At 64.9% G+C, this 23384-nt stretch carries 19 protein-coding genes; 9 read left to right on the plus strand and 10 right to left on the minus strand.

The genetic code is table 11. From position 1 onward, the window contains the following. Positions 1–145 precede the first annotated feature (145 nt). The 5 genes from mnmE to X268_RS32875 all read left to right on the plus strand — a co-directional run bounded on the left by mnmE (position 146) and on the right by X268_RS32875 (position 6518). The gene (mnmE, locus tag X268_RS32855; protein WP_128928793.1) at positions 146–1501 is read left to right on the plus strand and encodes a tRNA uridine-5-carboxymethylaminomethyl(34) synthesis GTPase MnmE; all 1356 of its coding nucleotides are present in this window, start codon (positions 146–148) and stop codon (positions 1499–1501) included. Positions 1502–1948: 447 nt separating this feature from the next. Next, on the plus strand, positions 1949–3829 hold the full coding sequence (mnmG, locus tag X268_RS32860) for a tRNA uridine-5-carboxymethylaminomethyl(34) synthesis enzyme MnmG (protein WP_128928794.1): 1881 nt from the start codon (positions 1949–1951) through the stop codon (positions 3827–3829). A 9-nt stretch (positions 3830–3838) separates the two neighbouring features. Next, positions 3839–4612 (plus strand): 16S rRNA (guanine(527)-N(7))-methyltransferase RsmG, encoded by a 774-nt coding sequence (gene rsmG / locus X268_RS32865; protein ID WP_128928795.1) that lies wholly within the window; start codon positions 3839–3841, stop codon positions 4610–4612. A gap of 30 nt (positions 4613–4642) precedes the next feature. Continuing rightward, positions 4643–5509 carry a ParA family protein gene (locus tag X268_RS32870; protein WP_128928796.1) on the plus strand — a complete coding sequence of 289 codons (867 nt, stop codon included), beginning with the start codon at positions 4643–4645 and terminating at the stop codon, positions 5507–5509. Positions 5510–5630: 121 nt separating this feature from the next. Further along, complete coding sequence (locus X268_RS32875; RefSeq protein WP_164938054.1) at positions 5631–6518, plus strand: ParB/RepB/Spo0J family partition protein; 888 nt, start codon at positions 5631–5633, stop codon at positions 6516–6518. Positions 6519–6818: 300 nt separating this feature from the next. On the opposite strand, the gene holA is transcribed toward X268_RS32875, so the two are convergent. From holA to leuS, 3 genes are all read right to left on the minus strand, one after another. Continuing rightward, complete coding sequence (gene holA, locus X268_RS32880) at positions 6819–7847, minus strand: DNA polymerase III subunit delta (protein WP_128928798.1); 1029 nt, start codon at positions 7845–7847, stop codon at positions 6819–6821. Between the two features lie 135 nt (positions 7848–7982). Further along, the gene (lptE, locus tag X268_RS32885; RefSeq protein WP_128928799.1) at positions 7983–8534 is read right to left on the minus strand and encodes an LPS assembly lipoprotein LptE; all 552 of its coding nucleotides are present in this window, start codon (positions 8532–8534) and stop codon (positions 7983–7985) included. Continuing rightward, positions 8521–11145: a leucine--tRNA ligase gene (gene leuS, locus X268_RS32890; protein ID WP_128928800.1), complete on the minus strand. Its 2625-nt coding sequence runs from the start codon at positions 11143–11145 to the stop codon at positions 8521–8523. The genes lptE and leuS overlap by 14 nt, the downstream gene beginning before the upstream one ends. Before the next feature lie 192 nt (positions 11146–11337). Between leuS and X268_RS32895 the strand changes: the two genes are divergently transcribed. Continuing rightward, positions 11338–12384: a GGDEF domain-containing protein gene (locus X268_RS32895; RefSeq protein ID WP_208764404.1), complete on the plus strand. Its 1047-nt coding sequence runs from the start codon at positions 11338–11340 to the stop codon at positions 12382–12384. Between the two features lie 57 nt (positions 12385–12441). Here X268_RS32895 and X268_RS32900 read toward each other — a convergent pair whose 3' ends face one another. Then, complete coding sequence (locus X268_RS32900; RefSeq protein ID WP_128928801.1) at positions 12442–14145, minus strand: diguanylate cyclase domain-containing protein; 1704 nt, start codon at positions 14143–14145, stop codon at positions 12442–12444. 109 nt (positions 14146–14254) lie between these two features. On the opposite strand from X268_RS32900, the gene X268_RS32905 reads away from it, so the two are divergent. Further along, on the plus strand, positions 14255–14944 hold the full coding sequence (locus X268_RS32905; RefSeq protein WP_128928802.1) for a YggS family pyridoxal phosphate-dependent enzyme: 690 nt from the start codon (positions 14255–14257) through the stop codon (positions 14942–14944). Between the two features lie 86 nt (positions 14945–15030). On the opposite strand, the gene X268_RS32910 is transcribed toward X268_RS32905, so the two are convergent. Continuing rightward, positions 15031–15816, minus strand: a complete 786-nt coding sequence (locus X268_RS32910; RefSeq protein WP_128928803.1) for a 2-keto-4-pentenoate hydratase — start codon at positions 15814–15816, stop codon at positions 15031–15033. A 6-nt stretch (positions 15817–15822) separates the two neighbouring features. Beyond that, positions 15823–16392, minus strand: coding sequence for a L,D-transpeptidase family protein (locus tag X268_RS32915; protein ID WP_164938210.1), 570 nt, complete (start codon positions 16390–16392; stop codon positions 15823–15825). 203 nt (positions 16393–16595) lie between these two features. Between X268_RS32915 and X268_RS32920 the strand changes: the two genes are divergently transcribed. Both X268_RS32920 and X268_RS32925 read left to right on the plus strand, forming a co-directional pair. Continuing rightward, positions 16596–17282 carry a response regulator transcription factor gene (locus X268_RS32920; RefSeq protein ID WP_007598630.1) on the plus strand — a complete coding sequence of 229 codons (687 nt, stop codon included), beginning with the start codon at positions 16596–16598 and terminating at the stop codon, positions 17280–17282. 58 nt (positions 17283–17340) lie between these two features. Then, the gene (locus tag X268_RS32925) at positions 17341–17784 is read left to right on the plus strand and encodes a cyclic nucleotide-binding domain-containing protein (RefSeq protein ID WP_128928805.1); all 444 of its coding nucleotides are present in this window, start codon (positions 17341–17343) and stop codon (positions 17782–17784) included. Positions 17785–17808: 24 nt separating this feature from the next. Here the strand turns inward: X268_RS32925 and xth are convergent, their stop codons facing one another. The 4 genes from xth to X268_RS32945 form a co-directional block, all read right to left on the minus strand. After that, positions 17809–18624, minus strand: a complete 816-nt coding sequence (gene xth / locus X268_RS32930) for an exodeoxyribonuclease III (protein ID WP_128928806.1) — start codon at positions 18622–18624, stop codon at positions 17809–17811. Between the two features lie 124 nt (positions 18625–18748). Further along, positions 18749–19507 (minus strand): outer membrane lipoprotein carrier protein LolA, encoded by a 759-nt coding sequence (locus tag X268_RS32935; protein ID WP_128928807.1) that lies wholly within the window; start codon positions 19505–19507, stop codon positions 18749–18751. A 151-nt stretch (positions 19508–19658) separates the two neighbouring features. Continuing rightward, complete coding sequence (locus tag X268_RS32940) at positions 19659–22139, minus strand: DNA translocase FtsK (RefSeq protein ID WP_128928808.1); 2481 nt, start codon at positions 22137–22139, stop codon at positions 19659–19661. 8 nt (positions 22140–22147) lie between these two features. Next, complete coding sequence (locus X268_RS32945) at positions 22148–23362, minus strand: aminotransferase class I/II-fold pyridoxal phosphate-dependent enzyme (RefSeq protein ID WP_128928809.1); 1215 nt, start codon at positions 23360–23362, stop codon at positions 22148–22150. Positions 23363–23384: the final 22 nt, after the last annotated feature.

Raw genomic sequence — 23384 nt, forward strand, 5'->3', positions numbered from 1 at the left:
GGGATGAGGCGGTTCCGCAGCAAAGCACGTCCACTATATTGCACTGCAATATAGGCTTTGCTGCAAGATTTGCTGCAGCAATTTGCACCGCTGGCGGGGCCAAAACCGCCATTTGCGTTTTCGCTGGGAGCCGGACAAATAGGCCATGCATCCGAGCGATCAGACCATCTTTGCGTTGTCGTCCGGCCGCGCGCCGAGCGCGATCGCGGTGGTGCGCGTTTCCGGCTCGCAGGCCGGTACGGTTCTGGCGACCCTCGCGGGCAAGCTGCCTCTGCCGCGGCAGGCAAGCCGGCGGCTGCTCCGCGACGGCGCAGGCCAGCCCATCGACGACGCAGTCGTGCTCTGGTTTCCCGGACCGGGCAGCGCAACGGGCGAGGACATCGCCGAATTTCACGTCCATGGCGGCCGCGCGGTGCTGACCGCGCTTTTTGCCGCGATTTCGATAATTCCGAATACACGAGCGGCCGAGCCCGGCGAGTTCACGCGGCGCTCGTTCGAGAACGGCAAGCTCGACCTTACCGAGGCCGAGGGCCTCGACGATCTCATTCACGCCGACACCGACCGCCAGCGCCGCCAGGCGCTGCGGCAGTTGCAGGGCTTGCTCGGCGACCGTGCGCGCGACTGGCGTGAGCGCATCATCGAGGCTTCGGCGCTGATCGAGGCCGGCATCGATTTTTCCGATGAAGGCGATGTGCCCGCGGAATTGATGGCGCCGGCCGTGAAGGCGATCAAGGCGCTGCATGATGAGATCACAGAAGTGCTTGCGGCACAGGGACATTCTGAACGCCTGCGCGATGGCCTGGTGGTTGCGATCGCGGGCGAGCCGAATGTCGGCAAATCGACGCTGATCAATCAGCTCGCGCGTCGCGAGGTTGCGATCGTCTCACCGCACGCCGGCACGACACGCGACGTGATCGAGGTGCAGCTCGATCTGGACGGCTATCCCGTCACGATCATTGATACCGCAGGCATCCGTGAGACCGAGGATCCCGTTGAGCAGGAGGGCGTGCGCCGCGCGCGGGCGCGGGCCGAGGACGCTGACTTGGTGTTGTGGTTGGTCGAGTCCAGGCAGGCCGTCGATCCGGGCACCATGCGCTCGCTTCGAAAGTCCAAAGGCGGCGATCGGTCGGAGGGGACGGTCTGGATCGTGCGCAACAAGATCGATCTCGATGGCGTCGGAAGAGCCCGGCCGGGTGGCGAGTTCGAGATATCGGCGGGTCGCGGCGACGGCATCCCCGAGCTGCTCGAGGCGGTGGTGAAGTTCGCTTCGGGGTTTTTCGGAACCACCGAGGGGGCCGTGGTGACCCGGGCGCGCCAGCGCAACTTGTTGAGCCGGGCCGCAGACAGCTTGCGCCGCAGCTTGGACCTTGTAGAAGACGGCGAGGAGCTCGCCGCCGAAGAGCTGCGTGCCGCCGCCTATGCCCTCGGTCGTCTGTTGGGCCGCGTGGACGTCGAGGACGTTCTTGGGGCCATCTTCCAGAAATTCTGCATCGGAAAGTAGCGCTAGTTCTTCATTCTAGAACTAGTGCTTGTTCCATTGCTTGTATTTCACGTGACGGGCGCGGCAGCGGAACTCGTTCCTTTGGCTTGAGACGCCCTCTGCAGCCCGATTAGCACAAAATGCAATCCGTGACCGGAAGACGGCAACCTCCGCGTCTCGATGCTCCGGGCTTGGGGCCTTCTGCCTGACGTTTCACGTGAAACATAGGGTCTTGTATGTGATGCCGCGGCACGCGTCTCCCGCTCAGCGGGCAGAGGCGGCTTCCTTGCCTGTCCATGGTGATTTTGTTTCACGTGAAACAGCAGTCCATTCAACGCCTCTTCTACTGTGCATGGGGTTGTTTTCGCGATTTTCTCCGCCGGCCACGCGCTTCCGTTTCACGTGAAACACCTGCCACGCCCAGTTTTCCCCTTCCGGCTTTTCTGCCGCTGGGCTAGAAGTCCGCCCATGCGAACAGAGCGAGAGAGTTTCGACGTCATCGTGATTGGCGGCGGCCACGCCGGCTGTGAGGCCGCGTCTGCTTCTGCCCGGATGGGCGCGACAACCGCTCTGGTGACGCATCGCTTTGCGACCATCGGCGCGATGTCCTGCAATCCCGCCATCGGTGGCCTCGGCAAGGGCCATCTGGTCCGCGAAGTCGATGCGCTTGATGGCCTGATGGGCCGGGTCGGCGACGCCGGCGGCATCCAGTTTCGCGTGCTCAATCGCCGGAAGGGTCCCGCCGTCCGTGGCCCGCGCGCTCAGGCCGACCGAAAGCTCTATGCAGCGGCGATGCAGACCGCGATCCGCGAGACCGAGGGTCTCTCCGTCATCGAGGGCGAAGCTGACGAGCTGATCGTGTACGAGGGCCGGGTCATCGGTCTGCGTCTGGCCGATGGCCGGGAGCTTCGGGCAGGGGCCGTGGTGGTCACTACTGGCACCTTCCTCCGTGGTCTCATCCATCTCGGAGAGAAGAACTGGCCGGCCGGCCGCGTTGGTGAGGCGCCTGCGATGGGTCTTTCCAGGTCCTTCGAGCGTGCCGGATTTACCCTCGGACGGCTGAAGACCGGCACTCCGCCACGTCTGGATGGCACCACGATCGACTGGTCCGCGGTCGAGATGCAGCCCGGAGACGAGCCGCCGGAGCCGTTCTCGGTGATGACGGAGCGGATCACGACCCCGCAGATCCAGTGCGGCATCACCCGGACCACGGCCGCCACCCACGAGGTGATCCGGACCAATGTTCATCGCTCTCCGATGTACTCCGGCCAGATCAAGAGCTCCGGGCCGCGCTATTGCCCATCGATTGAGGACAAGATCGTCCGCTTCGGCGATCGCGATGGCCACCAGATCTTCCTGGAGCCGGAAGGTCTCGACGATACGACCGTCTATCCCAACGGCATCTCGACTTCGCTTCCCGAAGAGGTCCAGCTCGCGATCCTCGCGACTATCCCCGGCCTGGAGCGGGTCAAGATGGTCCGCCCGGGCTACGCCATCGAGTACGACCACATTGATCCCCGTGAGCTCGACCCGACCCTCCAGACCAAGCGTCTTCATGGTCTCTTCCTGGCCGGGCAGATCAACGGCACCACCGGATATGAAGAGGCCGCCGGGCAGGGCATTGTCGCCGGCCTGAACGCAGCGCTTTGCGCCAGCGGTGCGGCGCTGATCGTGTTCGATCGCGCCGACGGTTATCTCGGTGTGATGATCGACGATCTCGTCACCCGCGGGATCACCGAGCCCTATCGGATGTTCACCTCGCGCGCCGAGTACCGGCTGACATTGCGGGCCGACAATGCGGACCAGCGTCTGACCGAGAAAGGCATTGCCCTGGGGTGCGTCGGACGTGCCCGGAGCCGGCATCATCGCGTCAAGATGGATGCCCTGGACACCGCCCGGACGCTGTCGAAGTCGCTCACGATCACCCCAAACGAAGCGGTCAAGCACGGACTGTCCCTGAACCGGGACGGCCAGCGCCGGTCCGCCTTCGAGCTGATGGCCTATCCGGAGATCGGCTGGAGCCAGGTTCGGACGATCTGGCCGGAGCTGGCTGAGATTGATCCCGTCATCGCCACCCATCTCGAGATCGACGCCAAATATGATGTCTACCTCGAGCGCCAAAGCGCCGACGTCGAGGCCTTCCGGCGCGACGAGGGGATGGTGCTGGCGGACGTCGATTACCAGCAGGTCCCCGGTCTCTCCAACGAGGTCCGAGCCAAGCTGGAGAAGGCGCGACCGTTCACCGTCGGCCAGGCCGGGCGCATCGATGGCATGACGCCGGCGGCGCTCGGCATCCTCGCGGCCTATCTCCGCCGCGAGGCCCGAAAGACTTCCAAGGCAATCGCATAGGCGTTTCACGTGAAACAACGCGGACCGGGCGGGGACAGGCCGCGATCGCGACGGCCTGGAGCGGGTGAGGGCGCCGGTCGCCGATCCGATCCGACGCCGACCAAGCCGAAGACCGACAAGGCCAAAGCCAACGATCAGGCGTTGGATGCCGTCATTGCCGCCGACAAGATCGCGGCGCTCAAGCTGGCACCCGTTTCACATGAAACGGAAGCGCGGCTCGACCGCTACATCGCGCTGCTCAGGGAGTGGCAGGCCAAGACCAATCTGGTCGCGCCCTCGACCCTGCCGCACCTCTGGACCCGCCATATCGCCGACTCGCTCCAGCTGGTCGATCTCGCGCCGACCGCAAAACGCTGGGCCGATCTCGGCAGCGGCGGCGGCTTTCCCGGGGTCGTGCTCGCCTGCGCCATGGCCGGGACACCGGGCGCGAGCGTCCACCTCGTCGAACGAATCGCCAAGAAGGTCGCCTTTTTGCGCGAAGCGATCCGCGTCACCACATCTCCGGGAGTCGTACATCTCGCTGAGATCGGGGATAATGTGGATAGAATCACCGGCCCGGTCGATTGCGTCACCGCGCGTGCACTGGCTCCGCTACACCAACTTATCGGCTTTGCGGAGCCGCTGATGCGCCAGGGCGCAAAGGCGTTGTTTCTCAAGGGTCAAGATGTAGAGGCTGAATTGACCGAAGCCGCTAAATATTGGAATATTGCGCCTCAGCTCCACCAGAGCCGCACGGGTGACGGCTGGATCGTGGAGTTCAACGCCGCCGAGCGGCGCAGCTGAGGCGTTCAGGGGTTGAGTGGGGAAATTTCGATGACCGTGATCGACGAGCCGCAGCAAGACCAGACCGGCCAAGAGAAGGCTGAGGTCCCGCATGGCCATCCGCGCATCCTCGCGCTGGCGAATCAGAAGGGTGGTGTGGGAAAAACAACCACAGCGATCAATCTCGGCACGGCGCTCGCGGCCATCGGCGAGCGCGTCCTGATCGTCGATCTCGATCCCCAGGGCAACGCCTCGACCGGCCTCGGCATCGACCGCCGCAACCGCTCCTGCTCGACCTATGACGTGCTGGTCGGCGAAGCCGCCTTGCGTGAGGCGGTGGTGTCGACCGCGGTGCCGCGGCTGCACATCGCGCCCTCGACCATGGACCTCTCCGGCCTCGAGCTCGAGCTCGGCACCACGCCCGGCCGCGCCTTCAAGCTGCGCGACGCCATCGGCGCGCTCAACAACAACGTCTCGCCGGATGCCGACTACACCTATGTGCTGATCGACTGCCCGCCCTCGCTCAACCTGCTCACGGTGAACGCGATGGCCGCCTCCGATGCGATCCTGGTGCCGTTGCAGTGCGAGTTCTTCGCGCTCGAAGGTCTGTCGCAATTGCTGCAGACGGTGGAGCAGGTGCGCTCGACGCTCAATCCGAACCTGTCGATCCACGGCATCGTGCTGACCATGTTCGACTCGCGCAACAACCTCTCGAACCAGGTCGTCGCCGACGTTCGGCAATTCATGGGCGAGAAGGTCTACAAGACCATGATCCCGCGCAACGTGCGCATCTCGGAGGCGCCGTCCTACGGCAAGCCGGTGCTGGTCTACGATCTCAAATGCGTCGGCAGCGAAGCGTATTTGCGGCTCGCTACCGAAGTGATCCAGCGCGAGCGCGAGTTGCGCACGACGCATTGAATCCGGAATCCCGAGATTTGAAATTGAACAACGTCGAGATCCCGGGTTCGCGCTTCGCGCGCCCCGGAAGGACGAAAACAGAGTAGCAGGAGCGTTCGAGTTGAATCCAAGGGAGCTGGCGATGGCCGACGAAGCGCGTTCGCGACTGGGCCGGGGTCTTGCAAGTCTGATCGGTGACGTCGGCGGCGAGGCCCAGCATGTCGATCGTCCGCGCGCACAGCGCAAGGTGCCGATCGAATTCATCAAGGCCAATCCGCGCAATCCGCGCCGCACCTTTTCGGACGCCGAGCTGAAGGAGCTTAGCGAGTCCATCAAGCAGCACGGCGTGATCCAGCCGATCGTGGTGCGCCCGGTGAAGGGCGCGCAGGACCGCTTCGAGATCATCGCCGGCGAACGGCGCTGGCGCGCCTCGCAAATGGCCGGCCTGCACGAGGTGCCGATCGTCCCCGTCGACATCAGCGACAGCGATGCGCTGGAGTTCGCGATCGTCGAGAACGTGCAGCGCGAAGACCTCAACCCGATGGAGGAGGCGCAGGGCTATCACGCGCTTGCCAACGAGTTCAAACGCAGCCAGGACGACATCGCAAGGGTCGTCGGCAAGAGCCGCAGCCACGTCGCCAACATGATGCGGCTGACGAAACTGCCGGCCGAGGTGCAGGCCTTCATCGCGACCGGCGAGCTGACCGCCGGTCACGCCCGCGCACTGATCGGCGTGCCGGATCCGCTCGCGGCCGCCAAGCGCATCGTCGCGGAAGGCCTCAACGTCCGCCAGGCCGAGGCGCTGGCGCATGAGGAGGGCGTGCGGGAGCGAAAGCCGCAAAAGGCGCGTGCCAGCGGGGGCAAGGAAAAGGACCCCGACACGATCGATCTCGAAAAGCGCGTCAGCGATGCGCTCGGCCTGAAGGTCACCGTCAATCACCGCGACCCCGGCGGCTCGGTGCAGATCAACTACCGCAACCTCGATCAGCTCGACGAGGTGATGAAGCGGCTGGCCAAGGGCGTGCTGTAGGCCGTCCTTGTCCTTCCGGCGCGCCTGAAAATCTCGCGCAACACAATCACGCTTTCTCCCTCACCCTGAGGAGCCGCCAAGCGGCGTCTCGAAGGGCGAGGGCCACAGGCGGGCCAGCATCCTTCGAGACGCGCGCAAGAGCGCGCTCCTCAGGATGAGGAACTGACGCCGTCATTGTAAAGCGCATCTGTCTCCACATCGTCATTGCGAGCGTAGCGAAGCAATCCAGAATCTTTCCGCGAAGGGACTCTGGATTGCTTCGCTTCGCTCGTAGTGACGGGGACAGCGTGAAGGCTTCAATTAGCCCCGCCGCTTCGCATTCGCCGCGATCGCCATCAGCGTGCGCTGGGCGATGGCGGCGGCCAGGGTCGATTGCTTGCGTGTCTCAAGCGCGGCGGTCGCGAGCTGCTCGATCACGGCAGCGAGCCGCGTCACGCTGAAATTGCGCAGCGCCGTTTCCACTGCGGGCTTGCGTGAGAAATGCAGGCGCGGAAAGCCGCCATCGAGCACGGCGGAGGCCGGCGTGCCCTCGGCGATTGCCAGCGCGGATTTGTGCAGCCACGCCGCCTGGCGCTGCGCGGCTGAGATGATCACGCCGGGGTAGGTGCCGGCGGTCATGGCCTTGGCGAATTCGATCTCGACGATGTCGGGCCGCCCGGCAAAGGCGCCGTCAACGATCGGGTCGAGCTTCAGCTCGGAGGCGTCCGCGACTACCGCCATCACGTCGTCCAGCGTCACCTCGCCTTTGCCGTGAGCGTAGAGCGTCAACTTGCGCAGCTCGTTGCGCGAGGCCTGGCGGTCACCGCCGAGGAACGACATCAGCGCCGCGCGGGCGTCCTGCGCGATGCGCAGGTTGGAGATACGCAGTTCCTCGTCCATCAGCTTGGCGAGGTCGCGCTCGGTATCGGGATAGCAGCCGATTGCCACCGCGGTCTTGGCGCGTTCGCAGGCCTTGCGCAGCGGCGATTCCGGGCGCAGCTCGCCGGCCTCGATCACGATGCGGCAATCCCTGACGTTCATCTCGGCCAGCGTGTCGATGCCGGCGGCAAAGCTGCGCGAGCCGGCGCGAACGCGAATGGCGCGGCGGCCGCCGAACAGCGGCACGGTCATGGCCTCGTCGACGAGGCGCGAGGGCTCGCCGGAGAGCTCGTCGCCGTCGAGCTTGACCAGCGAGAACGGATCGTTGGGATCATCGACGGCGGATGCGATCAGCGCATCGGCGCGCTCGCGCACGAGGCCGGCGTCCGGACCGTAGAGCAGGATGATCGGGCGACCCGCATCGGGGCGGGCGAGGAAGGCGTCGATTTCTTTTCCGCGCAGCGCGACCATGTTGCCCCAACGGCGTCATTCCGGGGCGGCTCGAAGAGCCGAACTACGGCGCGCAACTGCGCGCCTGAGAATCTGGATCAACAATCTCTGGATTCCGGGCTCACGCTGAGCGTGCCCCGGAATGACGGGAACGACTTAAGTGCCCGCAGTGAAGAACGAGGCGAGCCGGGTCGTGATGTTTTCGGCGATCTCGCTGGCGGCACGATCCTCCGCATCGCGCACGGCGCGGTTACGGGAGAAACGCTGGTAGGAGCCCGGCATGTCGTAGGACACGCGCGAGAAGGTCGAGCCGGTCATGACCGACTTGCCGCTCGCGACGTCGATCAGGTTGTACTGGGCGTCGATGCCGAAATTTTCGTTGGTCGGCAGTCCCGTCGTGGCGCTGACGATCAGTGAGGACCGGGTGGTGGTGAAGCGGATGTCCAGCCGGTGGGTCGGCGGCATGCCCGTCGCCGATCCGTAAAGCTTGAAGGCCAGCGCGTTGCGGATTTCGACGCCGACGCGGGCTTCGCGGGAGGCATTGGGCTTGCTGATCGGGGGCAGCTCCACCCCCATCAGCTTCTCGCGCAAGCCGGGGAGGCCGTCGCCCCGCTCGGCATACATCGGCTGGAAGCAGCCGGCCGTCAACGCCGCCAATCCGGCGACCGCCAGCAAGCGGGCTGCGATGCGGATCCTAGCCGACAACATTTACGATCCTCTTGGGGACGATGATCACCTTGCGGACGGGCTTGCCATCCAGGGCCAGCTTTACCGCATCGAGGGCCAAAACGGCAGCCTCGATTTCCGGATTCTGGGCCGCTGTTGCAACCGTGACCTCACCCCGCTTCTTGCCGTTGACCTGGACCACGAGGGTCACGCTGTCTTCAACCAGCAAATCGCGTTCGATTTGGGGCCAATCGGCCTCGGAAACCAGCCCGCTGTGGCCCAGAACCTGCCAGCATTCCTCGGCGAGGTGCGGCATCATCGGGGAGAACAGCTGGACCAGGATCTGGCCGGCTTCGCGGATCGCCCAGGCAAGGTCGGCGGACGGCTGCCCGGGACGCTGCAGGATCTCCGAGAAGGCGTTGGCGAATTCGCGGATATGGGCGAGGCAGACGTTGAAGTGCAGCCGCTCGATTCCGGTGGTGACCTTGTCCAGCGCGCCATGGGCGGCCTTGCGCAAGGCGGTGGCGTCGGGGCCGAAGCTGGCCGGCCGGGCCGCCGGCGCATCTTTGCCGAGCTCGACGGAATCGTTCACCAGCCGCCACAGCCGCTGCACGAAGCGCGATGCGCCCTGGACGCGCTCGTCGCTCCAGATCACGTCGCGGTCGGGTGGGGAATCCGACAGCATGAACCAGCGCGCGACGTCGGCGCCGTAGGTCTCGATGATGTCGTCGGGGTCGACCGTGTTCTTCTTCGACTTCGACATCTTCTCGATCGGGCCGATCTGGATGTCCTCGCCCGTCGCAAGCAGTGTCGCGCGGCGTCCATTGCCGCCAACCTCGATCTTGACCTCGGCCGGCTGCACGTAGGTGCCGTCGGCCTTCTGGTAGGTCTCGTGCACCACCATGCCTTGCGTGAACATGCCGGCGAACGGCTCGTCCAGCGCGATGTGCCCGGTCGCCTTCATCGCGCGGGGGAAGAAGCGGCTGTAGAGCAGATGCAGGATCGCGTGCTCAACGCCGCCGATATATTGGTCGACCGGAAGCATCCGGTTGGCCACGGCTGGCGTGGTCGGCGCGTTCTCGTTCCAGGGGTCGGTGAAGCGCGCAAAATACCAGGACGAATCCACGAAGGTGTCCATGGTGTCGGTTTCGCGCTGGGCCTTGCCGCCGCATTGGGGACAGGTGACGTGCTTCCAGGTCGGGTGATGGTCGAGTGCGTTGCCCGGCCTGTCGAAGGTCGCATCGTCAGGCAGCTTCACCGGCAGGTCGGCATCCGGCACCGGCACCACGTCGCATTTCGGGCAGTGGATGACGGGAATCGGACAGCCCCAATAGCGCTGGCGCGAAATGCCCCAGTCGCGCAGGCGGAAATTGCCCTGCCGCTCGCCGACCGGCGAGTTGCCGCGCAGTTCGGTCTCGAGGCGCTTCGCCACCTCGTCCTTGGCCTGCTCGATGGTCATGCCGTCGAGGAAGCGCGAATTGATCATGCGGCCGTCACCGTCATAGGCGGTGTCGGTGATGACGAACGTCTTCGGATCCTGTCCTTCCGGGCACACCACCGGCGTGTTGCCGAGATTGTACTTGTTGACGAAGTCGAGGTCGCGCTGGTCGTGCGCCGGGCAGCCGAAGATCGCGCCGGTGCCGTATTCCATCAGCACGAAATTGGCGACATAGACCGGCAGCTTCCAGGAGGGATCGAACGGATGCACCGCGCGGATGCCGGTGTCGAAGCCCTGCTTCTCCGCGGTGTCGATGATCTCCTGCGCGGTGCCGATCTTCTTGATCTCGGCGATGAACTCGGCAAGCTTGGGGTTCTTGGCAGCTGCCGCTTGCGCCAGCGGATGATCGGCCGAGATTGCCATGAACTTCGCGCCGAACAGCGTGTCCGGGCGCGTCGTGAAGATCTTCAGCTCGCTCTCGCCTGCAGGGGTCGTCGCTGCGTCCAGCGCGAAACGGATCAACAGGCCCTCCGAGCGGCCGATCCAGTTGCGCTGCATCAGCCGCACCTTGTCCGGCCAGCGGTCCAGCGTATCCAGCGCCGCCAGGAGCTCCTGCGAGTATTTCGTGATCTTGAAGACCCACTGATTCATCTCGCGCTGCTCGACGACAGCGCCCGAACGCCAGCCACGGCCGTCGATCACCTGCTCGTTGGCGAGCACGGTCATGTCGACGGGGTCCCAGTTCACCTTGCGCTTCTCGCGCTCGGCGAGGCCTGCGCGCAGGAAGTCCAGAAACATCTTCTGCTGGTGCTTGTAATAGGAGGGATCGCAGGTCGCGATCTCCCGAGACCAGTCCAGCGACAGCCCGATCGAGCGGAGCTGCTTCTTCATCGCGGCGATGTTGTCGTAGGTCCAGGCTTTCGGCGCGACCTTGCGCTCGATGGCGGCATTCTCGGCCGGCAGGCCGAAGGCGTCCCAGCCCATCGGGTGCAGCACGTTGAACCCCTTGGCGCGCATGAAGCGGGCCAGCACGTCGCCCAGCGTGTAATTTCGAACGTGGCCGATATGGATGCGCCCGGACGGGTAGGGGAACATCTCGAGCACATAGTATTTCGGCCGCGAATCGTCGTTCTTGGAGACGAAGATCGCCTGCTCGTCCCAGAGGCGTTGCCAGCGCGGTTCGGCGTCGCGGGCGTTATAGCGTTCGGAGGTCATGGAATCGTTGGGGTTTTCGTGGGTTCGGCCGTCTCAAGACGGCGGACTAGGCCATAGAAGACCTCGGGGGGTCAATGGGTTGCCGCGATTTGGAACTTTGCCCTCGCCTCCGCATAACTACGAGGGCCCACGTTGGCGTGTGATTAAGGGGTCGATGCCAATTTGCGGCCCAACAAGGCCGCGTTACCGCAAATGCATTCCAGCTTCGACGATCCCGATTACGACTATGCCGCCTCCATCGCTGGACGGGCGATGCGCAGCATGGCCGAACAGCGGATTGCGCCGACCCCGGCCAATTTTGCGGTCTGGTACCAATATTTCGCGGGCAGCCATGATGATCTGCGCAACGCGATCGATCTCCTGATCGACCACAATCGCCCATTCGACGCCCGAACCAATCAGGATCTGTTCGAGACCTACGTCGCACCCCAGGTGAGCGCGGTCATGGTCGACACCTCCGAGCGGCTGCAGGCCCTGATGGGTGCGGCCAAGGAATTTCTGGCGACCGCGATCGCTGACAACCATTCGCAGATGCAGGTCATCAGCCAGGTGGCGGACCAGGGCCAGGCCGGCGTCGATCCGAAGGTGCTGGTCGCCCAGCTCATGAACGAGCTGGCCCGCGCCGCCACAAGGGCGACGCAGCTGGAAGCGGGCTTTGCCGAAAAGACCCGCGAGCTCGACGTGATCCGCGATTCGCTCTCGCGGTCCGAGCAGCGCGCCCGGACCGACACGCTGACGGGCCTTGCAAACCGGCGGGCGCTCGACGAATTCCTGCGGAAGGCGCAGACGACTGCGGCATGGGGCGAGCCGCTCAGCGTGCTGATGCTCGACATCGACCACTTCAAGACCTTCAACGACAATTACGGCCACGGCGTCGGCGACCAGGTGCTGCGCCTGATGGCGAAAGTGCTGCGCGAAAAGGTCCGCGAGCAGGATCTGCCGGCCCGCTATGGCGGCGAGGAGCTGATCGCGGTGTTGCCGGACGCCGATCTCGCCGCCTGCGCCGAGATCGGCGAACGCATCAGACGCGCGCTCGCCGAATGCACGATCACGCGCCGCTCGACCGGCGAGATCCTTCCCAGCATCAGCGTGTCGATCGGCGTGGCGCAGTACCGGGCCGGCGAAGCGATCACCGATCTCATCGAGCGCTGCGACCGCGCGCTCTATCTCGCCAAGAGCAGCGGCCGCAATCGCGTGGTGACCGAGGCCGAGCTCGATCGCGACGGAGCTGCGGGATAGGCTCGGGCGAGACGATGCCTCTTCCCCGCAAGCGGGGCGAGGTGAAGCAACCGCTGACTACGCGCTGGCCGCCATCATGATATCAGTCGCCTCGATCTCGATCGCCTGCACGCCGTGTTCGACAACATTGTTGCGGCCGCGGTGCTTGGCGGCATAGAGCGCGGCGTCGGCAGCTTCGATGAGGTCGCCGGGGCGCAAGGCCTCGTTAGGCTTGGTCGCGGCAACGCCGATCGAGACGGTGACGATCATGTGGGCGGAGGTGATGTGTGGCAGGCACAGCTTCAGCACGGCCGCGCGCACCTGCTCGCCGATCTCGACGGCGCGGTTCACATCGGTGTTCGGCAGCAGCAGGCAGAATTCCTCGCCGCCATAGCGGGCGGCAAAGCCCATCGTGTCGGCGGCGATGCCGGAGAGCGACTCGCCGAGGCGGGGCAGGCAGGAATCGCCTTCGAGATGGCCATAGGTGTCGTTGAACAGCTTGAAATGGTCGACGTCGATCATCAGAAGTGCGAGGTCGCTGCCGTATTGCTGCGCGCGCATCCACTCGAAGTCGAGCCGGCTCTGGAAGCCGCGGCGGTTGGCGAGCCCCGACAGCATGTCGATCGAGGCCATCACCGTCAGCCGGTCGTTGCTGGCGATCAGCTCGCGCTCGCGCTGGCTCAGTTGTGCGGCCATCGCGTTGAACGCGCGGGCCAGCGGCACGAACTCGGCCGGCAGGCGGTTGCGCGCCGCGCGGGCCGACAGATCGCCCTCGCCGAGACGCTTGGCCATGTCTGACAGCATCTCGATCGGCTTGATGACGAGCTTTTCGGCGGCGATCAGCGCGCCGAGCAGCACGAATACGACGACAAAAGCGAGCTGGAGATAGGCGGTGCGGATGTCGCGGCTGACCGCCGCCGACACCTTGTCCTCGTCGATGCTGGCAATCAGACGGGCATTGGTGCCGGCGATGCGAATGTAGCTGACCGCGCGGCGGGAGCCGTCGGCGGCGAGAAAGGACAGTGAGCCTTCATCCTGGTCGGACCGCAGCGCCCGGTCGGCGATGGCCGACATCAGCGGCATATTGTCGAGGGGACGGCCGACCGCGCTGTGCTGATCGGCCGGAGCGGCCAGCACAGTGCCGGCGCTGTCGACCAGTACCGCCGTGATGCCGGCGCGGCCGCCGAGATTGCTCATCACCTTCGACATCCAGTCGAGATTGACCGTGGCGAGCACCACGGCATCGGATACGCCGCTGAAGGCGGACACCGGATAGACCGCCATCACGGTCGGCGTCGGCACCGGCCGCGACAGGATGAAATCGCTCAGCACAAAGCGGCCGGTCTCCTGGGCCTGCTGAAAATAGGGCCGGTCGCTGAGGTCGAGGCCGACATACATGTGGTTGGTGGCACATTGGATGCGACCGTCCTGGCCGGCGATCAGGAGCGTGCGGATCCAGGGCAGGTTCGACGGCAGGCTCGCGCGCAGCACGTCGCAGCTCTTGCTGATGCCGCCGGCGGAGGCGCGAATGAAGGCTTCCGATTTGAGGATGGTTTCGACCGACGAGATCACCTCGCGCTGCGCATCGGCGCTGTGCCTTGCGACGGTGGTGAATTCAACCGCGGCCTGCGCGATCTGCCGGGTGCGGGTGTCTTCGAGCGAGCGAATGCGCTCGAGCATCAAGGGCGCCACCAGAATCACCGCGAGCAACGCGAGCCGCGCCCGGATTCCGAGAACCTGCTTGAGTTTCGCTCGTTTGCGGTTGAGACTAATGCTTGCCATCTTCGTTACCCACCCCGTGGGCCAAGGTAAAGCGAAGGGTTCAAAAACTGTTTCTTGAACTCGGTAAAATTGGACTTACCTCCGGCTCCGAGCACAACCAGACGACGTTATGACAGAAGCCAACGCCGCGCCGGTAACCGGCCATTCACCAAACGCGCTCGCCGCGGTCGAAGCCGAAATCGCCCGCGCCTGCAAGGATGCGCGACGCGATCGCGCCTCCGTGACGCTGATCGCGGTGTCCAAGACTTTTGCCGCGGATGCTATTATCCCGATCATTGCGGCCGGACAGCGCGTATTCGGCGAGAATCGGGTGCAGGAGGCCAAAGGCAAGTGGCCAGCGTTGTCGTCGGTTTACCCCGGCATCGCGCTGCATCTGATCGGCCCGCTGCAATCCAACAAGGCGAAAGAGGCGGTGGCGCTGTTCGATGCCATCCATTCGGTCGATCGTCCGAGCATTTGCCAAGCATTAGCCAAGGAAATCGAATCCCAGAACAAGCACCCGCAGCTCTTCGTCCAGATCAACACCGGCGAGGAGCCGCAGAAGGCCGGCGTTGCGCCGGGCGAAGCCGACGCCTTTCTCGCCGCCTGCCGCGACACCTACGGGCTGACGATCTCCGGATTGATGTGCATCCCGCCGGTCGACGAACCGCCGGCCGCGCACTTTGCCCTCACTGCCAAGATCGCCGCGCGCAATGGATTGAGCAATCTGTCGATGGGCATGAGCGCGGATTTCGCCACCGCCATCATGCTCGGCGCCACCCATGTGCGGGTGGGAAGTGCCATCTTCGGGCACAGGTAGGAGCCGTTAGCGATGGCCGTGCCCGGCAACGGCTCTCGATGAAGCGTGGAGAGAGACGCGCTCGCAATGACCGGTGTGTGTCGCGCCTATTCAAACCCCACCGACGCCGTCCCCAGCACACCGAAATCCACCGCAAGATGATCGCCGGCCGCGATCGGCAGCGGAGGATGGCACGTGCCTGTGGTCACCACCTGCCCTGTCCGCAAGGTGATGCCGAGCCCGGAGAGCTCGTTGGCAAGCCAGGCGAGCGCGGCGCGGGGATCGCCGAGCACGTTCTTGCCGTGGCCGGTGTAGCGCTCGCCGCGCAGCGTGATCTGCGGCCGCTCCTCGACGAGATCGATCGTGCGCCAATTCGCAGTCGTCGCTGATCCCAGCACGAACAGATGCGCGCAGGCATTGTCGGCGATGAGCTGCGCCTCGCCCGCGCTGACGAAATCGGCAAAGCGTGAATCGGGAATCTCGATCGCGGGATGGAAGCTGTCGACGGCGGCCAGGACTTCCTCGATCGCGTACGGCGCCGCGCGCGGCGGCAGGTCGCGCCCCATGCGGAAGGCGAACTCGGGCTCGCCGACGCGCATCGCGTTGCCCTTCATCGAGGCGGTGCCGCCGTCGGCGATCACGGTGTCGCTCAGGATGCGACCGGCCAGCGGTCCCGTGACATTGATGTGCTTCTGTCCGGAGACACTGGTGGCCGCGATCTTCCAGCCGAACAATTGTCCAAGCGACTGAGTCTCGAGCGCAGCCTGGATGGCGTATCCCTCAGCGCGGCTTTGCGGCCGCAAGCGCGTCTCCAGCGTGTCAAGCTTGGCGCCGTCGCGCCAATGTCGGACGAGCACGCGCGATGCGGCCGCGATCTGATCCTTGTCGAGCATCGATCCTCACCCGATGATGATTCTTGTTCGCGGGCCAAGGCGCCGCAGCAACTGCAGCATCGCAGATTTCGTCATGGAGACGCAGCCCGCAGTTGGACCGAAATTGTCGCGGGCCAGGTGCAAAAATACCGCGCTGCCACGACCGGCGATCCGCGGTTTCGTGTTGTGGTCGATCTCGATGATGAAATCGTAGAGGTGGTCGGCGCGCTTGAGCCGGTCACCGCCCTGCCCTTCACCGAGCCGGATGCTCTGGTTGTAATGGCGGTCTTGTGGGTCCTCGCACCAGGCATCCTCGCCGGTGATGATCCGGGCCGGGAGGAAGCTCTGCGGACGGCTGTTCCGGTCGCCCCGCCACCACAATCGCCGGGGACGGAAGCTGCCCCTGGGGGTGCCGCCGTCGCCCTCGCGCTTGTTGGCCAGGATGCCGCCCTGCCCCAGCGCGACCGGTATGGTCAGTGATCCCGCCGTCAGCCAGCCTCGGCGCGGATTGCCGGCAGCAGGCTTAACGCGGATCGCGGAGAGCGGGCCGATACTTCGATTCATGGGGTAACCGATTGAAGTAGCTTTGTTTTTCATGTGAACGTGCAATGTCGGATTCATTACAGGACATTCATCAAAACGCCCTGCTATTCTGAGTTAGAGTGCTTCTGGCTTGTGAATCGGTGACAGCCCACTACTTCAACACGAATAACAATAATAACGGCGACCCCTAAACTTCCCCTCACGACTGGGTGCAGCATGGATGCGCGCCGAGTCGGACCCCAAAAGGATGACCCCCTATGGCCAATGCCCGCAAGATCCTGATCGTGGATGACGATACCGATCTGCGCGATACGTTGGTGGAGCAATTATCGCTACACGAAGAATTCGAAGCCTCCGCCGTCGATACCGGCGCCAAAGGTGCGAGCGCCGCCAAGGCCAACGCTCCCGATCTCGTTCTGATGGATGTGGGCCTGCCCGACACCGACGGCCGCGAGGTGGTCCGCTCCTTGCGCAAGGGCGGCTTCAAGGCTCCGATCATCATGCTGACCGGGCACGACACCGATTCCGATACGATTTTGGGGCTGGAATCCGGCGCCAACGACTACGTGGCAAAGCCCTTCCGCTTCGCCGTCCTGCTGGCCCGCATCCGCGCCCAGCTCCGCCAGCACGAGGCCAGCGAGGACGCGGTGTTCTCGGTCGGCCCCTACTCCTTCCGGCCCGGCTCCAAGATGCTGACCGCAGCGAATGCTCGCAAGGTGCGGCTCACGGAGAAGGAAACCGCCATCCTCCGCTTCCTCTACCGGGCCGGCCAGATGCCGGTCTCGCGCGAGACACTGCTCCAGGAGGTGTGGGGTTATAATTCCGGCGTCACCACCCACACACTGGAAACCCATATCTACCGTCTGCGCCAGAAGATCGAGAAGGACGCCGCCAACCCGGAAATCCTGGTCACGGAAGCCGGTGGCTACAAGCTGGTGCCGTGATACGCTCGAAGGGCGTGCGAATCGTTTTAGATCGCATGCCCTTGAGCCTCGGATCTGAATGTCAATCGACGACGACGTAGCGCTTCTCGAGCGAGTCCCGACATTGCGCCTGTTGGGCGACGCCTCGTTGCGCATGCTGGCGATCGGTTCCGAGCAGCGTGATTTCGTCCGCGGCGACACCCTGTTCAATCTCGGCGACGATGCCGATGCCGGCTTCGTGGTCCAACGCGGCGCCTTCCGGGTCGAGGACGGCGCCGGCGCCGAAATGATCGCCGGTCCCGGCGCGTTGATCGGCGAGCTCGCACTGGTGGTGCCGATGAAACGGCCATCGAGCGCGATCGCGCTGGAGCACTCCTCCGTCATCCGCGTCGCCCGCAGCCTGTTCCAGCGCGTGCTCGAAAGCGACCCCGCCGCCGCGCTCCGCCTGCGCGACGAATTCGCGGTGCGCTCCAGCCAGATCGCCAGCGATATCCTGATGGCAGGTGCGAAGCTGACGTCGTAGCTCTCCACCCGCCATTCCGGTGGCCTACACGTCCAGCGTCACCGTGACCGGCACATGGTCCGAGGGCCGCTCCCAGCTGCGCGCGTCGCGCAGAATCTTGAAATCGCTGACCGCATCCTTCAACGCGCGCGACACCCAGATGTGGTCGAGCCTGCGGCCGCGATCGCCGACGGTCCAGTCGGCGGAACGGTAGCTCCACCACGTGTAGACCTTCTCGGTCATCGGAATACGGTCTCGTGCGACGTCGATCCATTCGCCGGCCTCGAGCGCGGCCTTCAGCTTCTCGGTCTCCACCGGCGTGTGCGAGACCACCTTCAGAAGCTGCTTGTGCGACCACACGTCGTTCTCGTGCGGGGCGACATTGAGATCGCCGACCAGGATGTGGCGGTCTTCCCCACGCGGATGCAGCGGCTCGCATGCCTTCATCTCGTCGAGGAAGCGGAGCTTGTGATCGAACTTCTCGTTCACGAGGGGATCGGGGATGTCGCCGCCGGCGGGCACGTAGAAATTATGCAGCACCAGCGGCTTTGCGATGCCGGCCTTGTCGCCGAACGACACGGAGATATGGCGGGGATCCACCCTGTCACAGAAGGTGCGGATGTCCGTCGCCTCGAACGGAATCTTCGAGACGATGGCGACGCCGTGATAGCCCTTCTGCCCGTTCAGCGCGACGTGCTCATAGCCGAGCCGCTTGAAGCGCTTCAGCGGAAAGGCATCGTCGATGCACTTGGTCTCCTGCAGGCACAGCACGTCGGGCCGCGCGCTCTTGAGGAATTTCGCGACCAGGTCGATGCGCAGCCGCACCGAATTGATGTTCCAGGTTGTCAGGGAAAGACGCATGGGAATTGCGTCTTAGCAAGCTCTCGTAGGGCGGGCAAAGGCGCAAAGCGCCGTGCCCACCGTCTTTTCGAGCCCGAAAATCGTGGGCACGCTTCGCTTTGCCCACCCTCCGGCAGCGAAGTGTTCAACCCGGCGCGGGGCCGTAATTGGTGAAATCGATCTTGAACATGCTGGGATCGAGCTTCTTGCTCGAATCCAGATTGTAGACCGCGATCGTGGTGTCGTAGCCCTGCGGGTCGGTGACGGTCCACTGCTTCAGCTGACCGTCCTTGGCGCCGAACATCAGGAGCAGGCGACTGGTGCCGACCAGCGCCTGCTTCTCCTCGATGGTGACGCTGACGAAGACGTCGTCGGCCGAGACGCTAACGACATTGGTGTCCTTCATCAGGTCGATGCGGTCGGACAAGAGGAAGCGCAGCGGCGTCTGCGATAACGGGTACACGTCCTGGGTGGCGAGCTTGCGGTCGCGCACGACCAGGGACGATCCGTCGGCGACGATGTCGATCGGGCTCGGCGCGTCGTATTCGAAGCGCACCTTGCCCGGCTTCTGGATGTAGAAATCACCCTGGGTCTTGCTGCCGTCGGGGCCGACCTGGACGAAATTCCCGACCAGCGTCTGAAGCGACGAGAGATAGGCGCTGACCTTGGCCGCCTGGGCCTTCTGGTTGGCATCGAAGGTCTGGAAGATGCTGCTCGGCACGTTGCGGCGCGGATCCGGGATCACCGGGTTCGGCGGCGTCTGCATCGCGCCGGTAACGGCGGGTCCACTGCCTCCGGCTTGAGCACCGTCACGGCCCTTCGGCGCGGGCTTCGGCACGGGCACGGTCTGCGCCAGGGACGACGCAGTCACCATCGCGGCGGTGACGAGCAGCACGCCAGCCATGCGCGCGCTTCGCGCAGCGACGGTGGCAGCGAATCGAATGTCCGGATGTCTGATCAACGCGTCGTCCTGTGTGGCTAGGCGCCTTTTAGCGTGATTTCGGGCAAAAGCAGATATCGATTTTGCGTGAAATGAAGTCTCGAGGCGGCTTGCCTCACATATGGCTGTCTTCTTCCTCGACCAGAATCTCGCGCTTGCCGGCGTGGTTGGCGGGACCGACGATGCCTTCCAGTTCCATGCGCTCCATCAGCGAAGCGGCGCGGTTGTAGCCGATTTGCAGACGTCGCTGGATGTAGCTGGTCGAGGCCTTGCGGTCGCGTTTGACGATCGCAACCGCCTGCTGGAATAGATCGCCGCCGCCATCCCCGCCCATGCCGGTGGCGTCGAACACCGCGCCGTCCTCGTCCTCGGTGGGCTCCTCGGCGGTGACCGCCTCGAGATATTCCGGTTGGCCCTGCGTCTTGAGGTGGCGCACCACCTTCTCGACTTCCTCGTCGGAAGCGAAAGGTCCGTGCACGCGGCTGATGCGGCCGCCGCCGGCCATGTAGAGCATGTCGCCCTGGCCGAGCAGCTGCTCGGCGCCCATCTCGCCCAAGATGGTGCGGCTGTCGATCTTGGAGGTGACCTGGAAGGCGATGCGGGTCGGGAAGTTCGCCTTGATGGTGCCGGTGATGACGTCGACCGACGGACGCTGCGTGGCGAGGATGACGTGTAGACCGGCGGCGCGCGCCATCTGCGCGAGGCGCTGCACCGCGCCTTCGATGTCCTTGCCGGCGACCATCATCAGGTCGGCCATTTCGTCGACGATGATGACGATGTAGGGCAGCGGGTCGAGCGAGAGCTTCTCTTCCTCGTAGATCGCCTTGCCGGTCTCCTTGTCGAAGCCGGTATGCACCGTGCGCGTCGGCTCCTCGCCCTTGGCCTTCAATTCGAGCAGGCGCGTGTTGTAGCCGTCGATGTTGCGCACACCGAGCTTGGCCATGTTCTTGTAGCGCTCTTCCATCTCGCGCACGGCCCATTTCAGCGCGACCACCGCCTTCTTCGGGTCGGTCACGACGGGCGTGAGCAGATGGGGAATGCCGTCATAGACGGAAAGTTCGAGCATCTTCGGATCGACCATGATCAGGCGGCACTGGTCCGGGCGCAGCCGGTAGACCAGGCTGAGGATCATGGTGTTGATCGCGACCGACTTACCGGAGCCGGTAGTACCGGCGATCAGCATGTGCGGCGTGCGCGCGAGGTCGATGATGACAGGGTCGCCGCCGATGGTCTTGCCGAGACACAGCGGCAGCTTTGCCACCGTGTCGGTCGCCTCTTTCGCGACCAGCAGCTCGCGCAGGTAAACCTTTTCACGATGCGCGTTCGGCAGCTCGATGCCGATCGCATTGCGGCCCGGCACGACGGCGACACGCGCCGACAGCGCGCTCATCGAGCGGGCGATGTCGTCGGCAAGCCCGATCACGCGCGACGATTTGATGCCGGGCGCCGGCTCGAGCTCGTACAGCGTGACCACGGGGCCCGGATTGGCTTTGACGATCTCGCCGCGCACGCCGAAATCCTGCAGCACGCCTTCGAGCGAGCGCGAATTGTTCTCCAGCTCGGCCTTGCTGAGCGGCTGGCGATCGCCGGCCTTCGGCGCAGCCAGCATGGAGACGGAGGGAAGATCGAACTTATCGGAGGATTTCTTGGCGGGAGTCTTCGGCGCAGCCTTCTTGCGCGGCGCGCGTGCGGCGGGCTCCTCTTCCTCCTCCTGCTCCTCTTCTTCCTCCTCCTCGCGGTAACCCTCGTCGTCCTCGTCTTCGGACTGCGGCGAGATCGAGGGCGCGGCGCGGCCGCCGCCGAGATTCGGCTCCTGGCGGCTGAACTGTGCGGCCTTGCTCTTCGGAGCGCTCGAAACCAGCGAGCGGTAGGCGGCACCACACAGCCAGATCAGACGCGCCTTCGTACTCATCAGCGCATGGAACAACCAGCCCAGCGACACCGAGCCCCGATCGCCCTCCTCGTCTTCGTCGAGCGGCTTGTCGTCATCCTCGATCGCCGCGAACTCCTCGTCTCGCTCGCGGGCGCCGAGACCACAGGCGATCAGGAAGGTCGCCGCCATCGCGGCGAACAGGATCGTGCCCAGCACGATGCGATAGATCGTGCCGGGCGGCCCGAAAATCACCGCGGGCGCACGCACCAGGGCGTCGCCGACCACGCCGCCGAGGCCGGTCGGCAGCGGCCAGGCGCCGCCATGCGGCCAACAGCTGACGAAGCCCGCTGCGATCACCGTGCAGAGAATCCAGGCGCCGAGCCGCAGCGCTTCGCGGTCGAACGGCCGATGCGTCATCATGCGCCAGCCCCAGACCGCAACGGTCAGGACCAGCATGATGGCGCCGAGCCCGAGGATCTGCATCGCGAGATCGGCGCCGATCGCGCCGGCATAACCGAGGATGTTGCGGATCGGCCGCGAGGTGGCATGGCTGAGGCTGGGATCCTGCACCGACCAGGTCATCAGTGCGGCCGAGGCGACGCCCGCAAGCGCGATCAGGCCAAGGCCACTGAGCTCGCGCATGCGCCGCGCCAGACCCTCGCGGATCGACGGCGGCAGATGGCCGACCAGTGGAATGACACGTTCGATTGCCGACATGCTCATGGGCCCGCCTAACCCAGAGTCTCGACCAGGCGATGCAGCGCCTGCGCCGTGGTCTCGCTATCCTGCACCAGCGCGAGGCGAATGTAGCCCGCGCCGGGATTGAATCCGTCGGGCTGCTGCCGCGCCAAAAAGCTGCCGGGCACTACGCGCACGCCGGCTTCCCTAAAGAGCTTGAGCGTCACGGACACGTCGTCGCCGATCGCGGACGTGTTGAGCCAGACGCAGAAGCCGGCATCGGGCCGGCGATAGCCGTAGCGATTGCCGATGATCTGGTCGGCGAGATCGAACTTGATCCGGTAGAGCCTGCGGTTCTCCTCGACATGTGCCTCGTCGCCATAGGCAAAGGTCGCGACGTGCTGGAGCGGCACCGGTACCTGCGGTGCGGCGATGTTGCGCAATTCCAGGAACATGCCGATGAACCTCTTATCGCCGGCGGCGAAGCCGACGCGCAGGCCCGGCAGGTTCGAGCGCTTCGAGAGCGACTGGAACGCGGCCACGCGGGTGAAATCCGCACCCGCGCATTCGAGCGCGCTGCCCGGTGCTTCGCGGGTGTAGATCTCGGAATAACATTCGTCGCTGAGGACCATGAAGCCGTAGCGGTCGGCGAGACCCTTCAGGCGTGTGAAGTAGTCGCGCGAGGCGACCGAGCCCTGCGGATTGGCAGGCGAGGCCAGATAGAACGCCACGGTGCGCGCCAACGTCGCCTCGTCGATGGCATCGAGATCGGGCAGGAAGCCGTTCTCGACAGTGGTCGGCAGATAGACCGGCTCGCACGCGGCTGCGAGGGCACCGGCGCCGTAGACCGGATAGAACGGGTTCGGCATCAGGATGGCCGGCTTGCCGGGGCGCGGGCCGACATAGCGCGCTGCCGCGATCGCGGCGAGGAACAGTCCCTCGCGGCTGCCATTGAGGACGAGAATTTCGCTTCGGTGGTCGAGCGGCCGCGGCAGTTTGAAGCGCGACGACAGCCAGGTGCTCGCTGCCTGGCGGAACGGCTCGGTACCCTGGTTCATCGGGTACCGGCCGAAATCGGCGATGTGCTTGGCCAGCACCGGGCCGACGAAATCAGGCACCGGATGCTGCGGTTCGCCAACCGCGAGCGAAATCAAGGGCTTGCCGGGTTGATGCGGCGCCAGCAGCTCGTTCAGCCGGACGAAGGGGGAGCGTTCGTTGTTGGAGCTTCCACCGGCCTGCGGCGCGCGGGATGAAGCGGTCATGACCATTCTGGGCGCCAGTACTCTTGGA

This window comes from Bradyrhizobium guangxiense (assembly GCF_004114915.1).
GTDB classification, from domain to species: Bacteria; Pseudomonadota; Alphaproteobacteria; order Rhizobiales; family Xanthobacteraceae; genus Bradyrhizobium; species Bradyrhizobium guangxiense.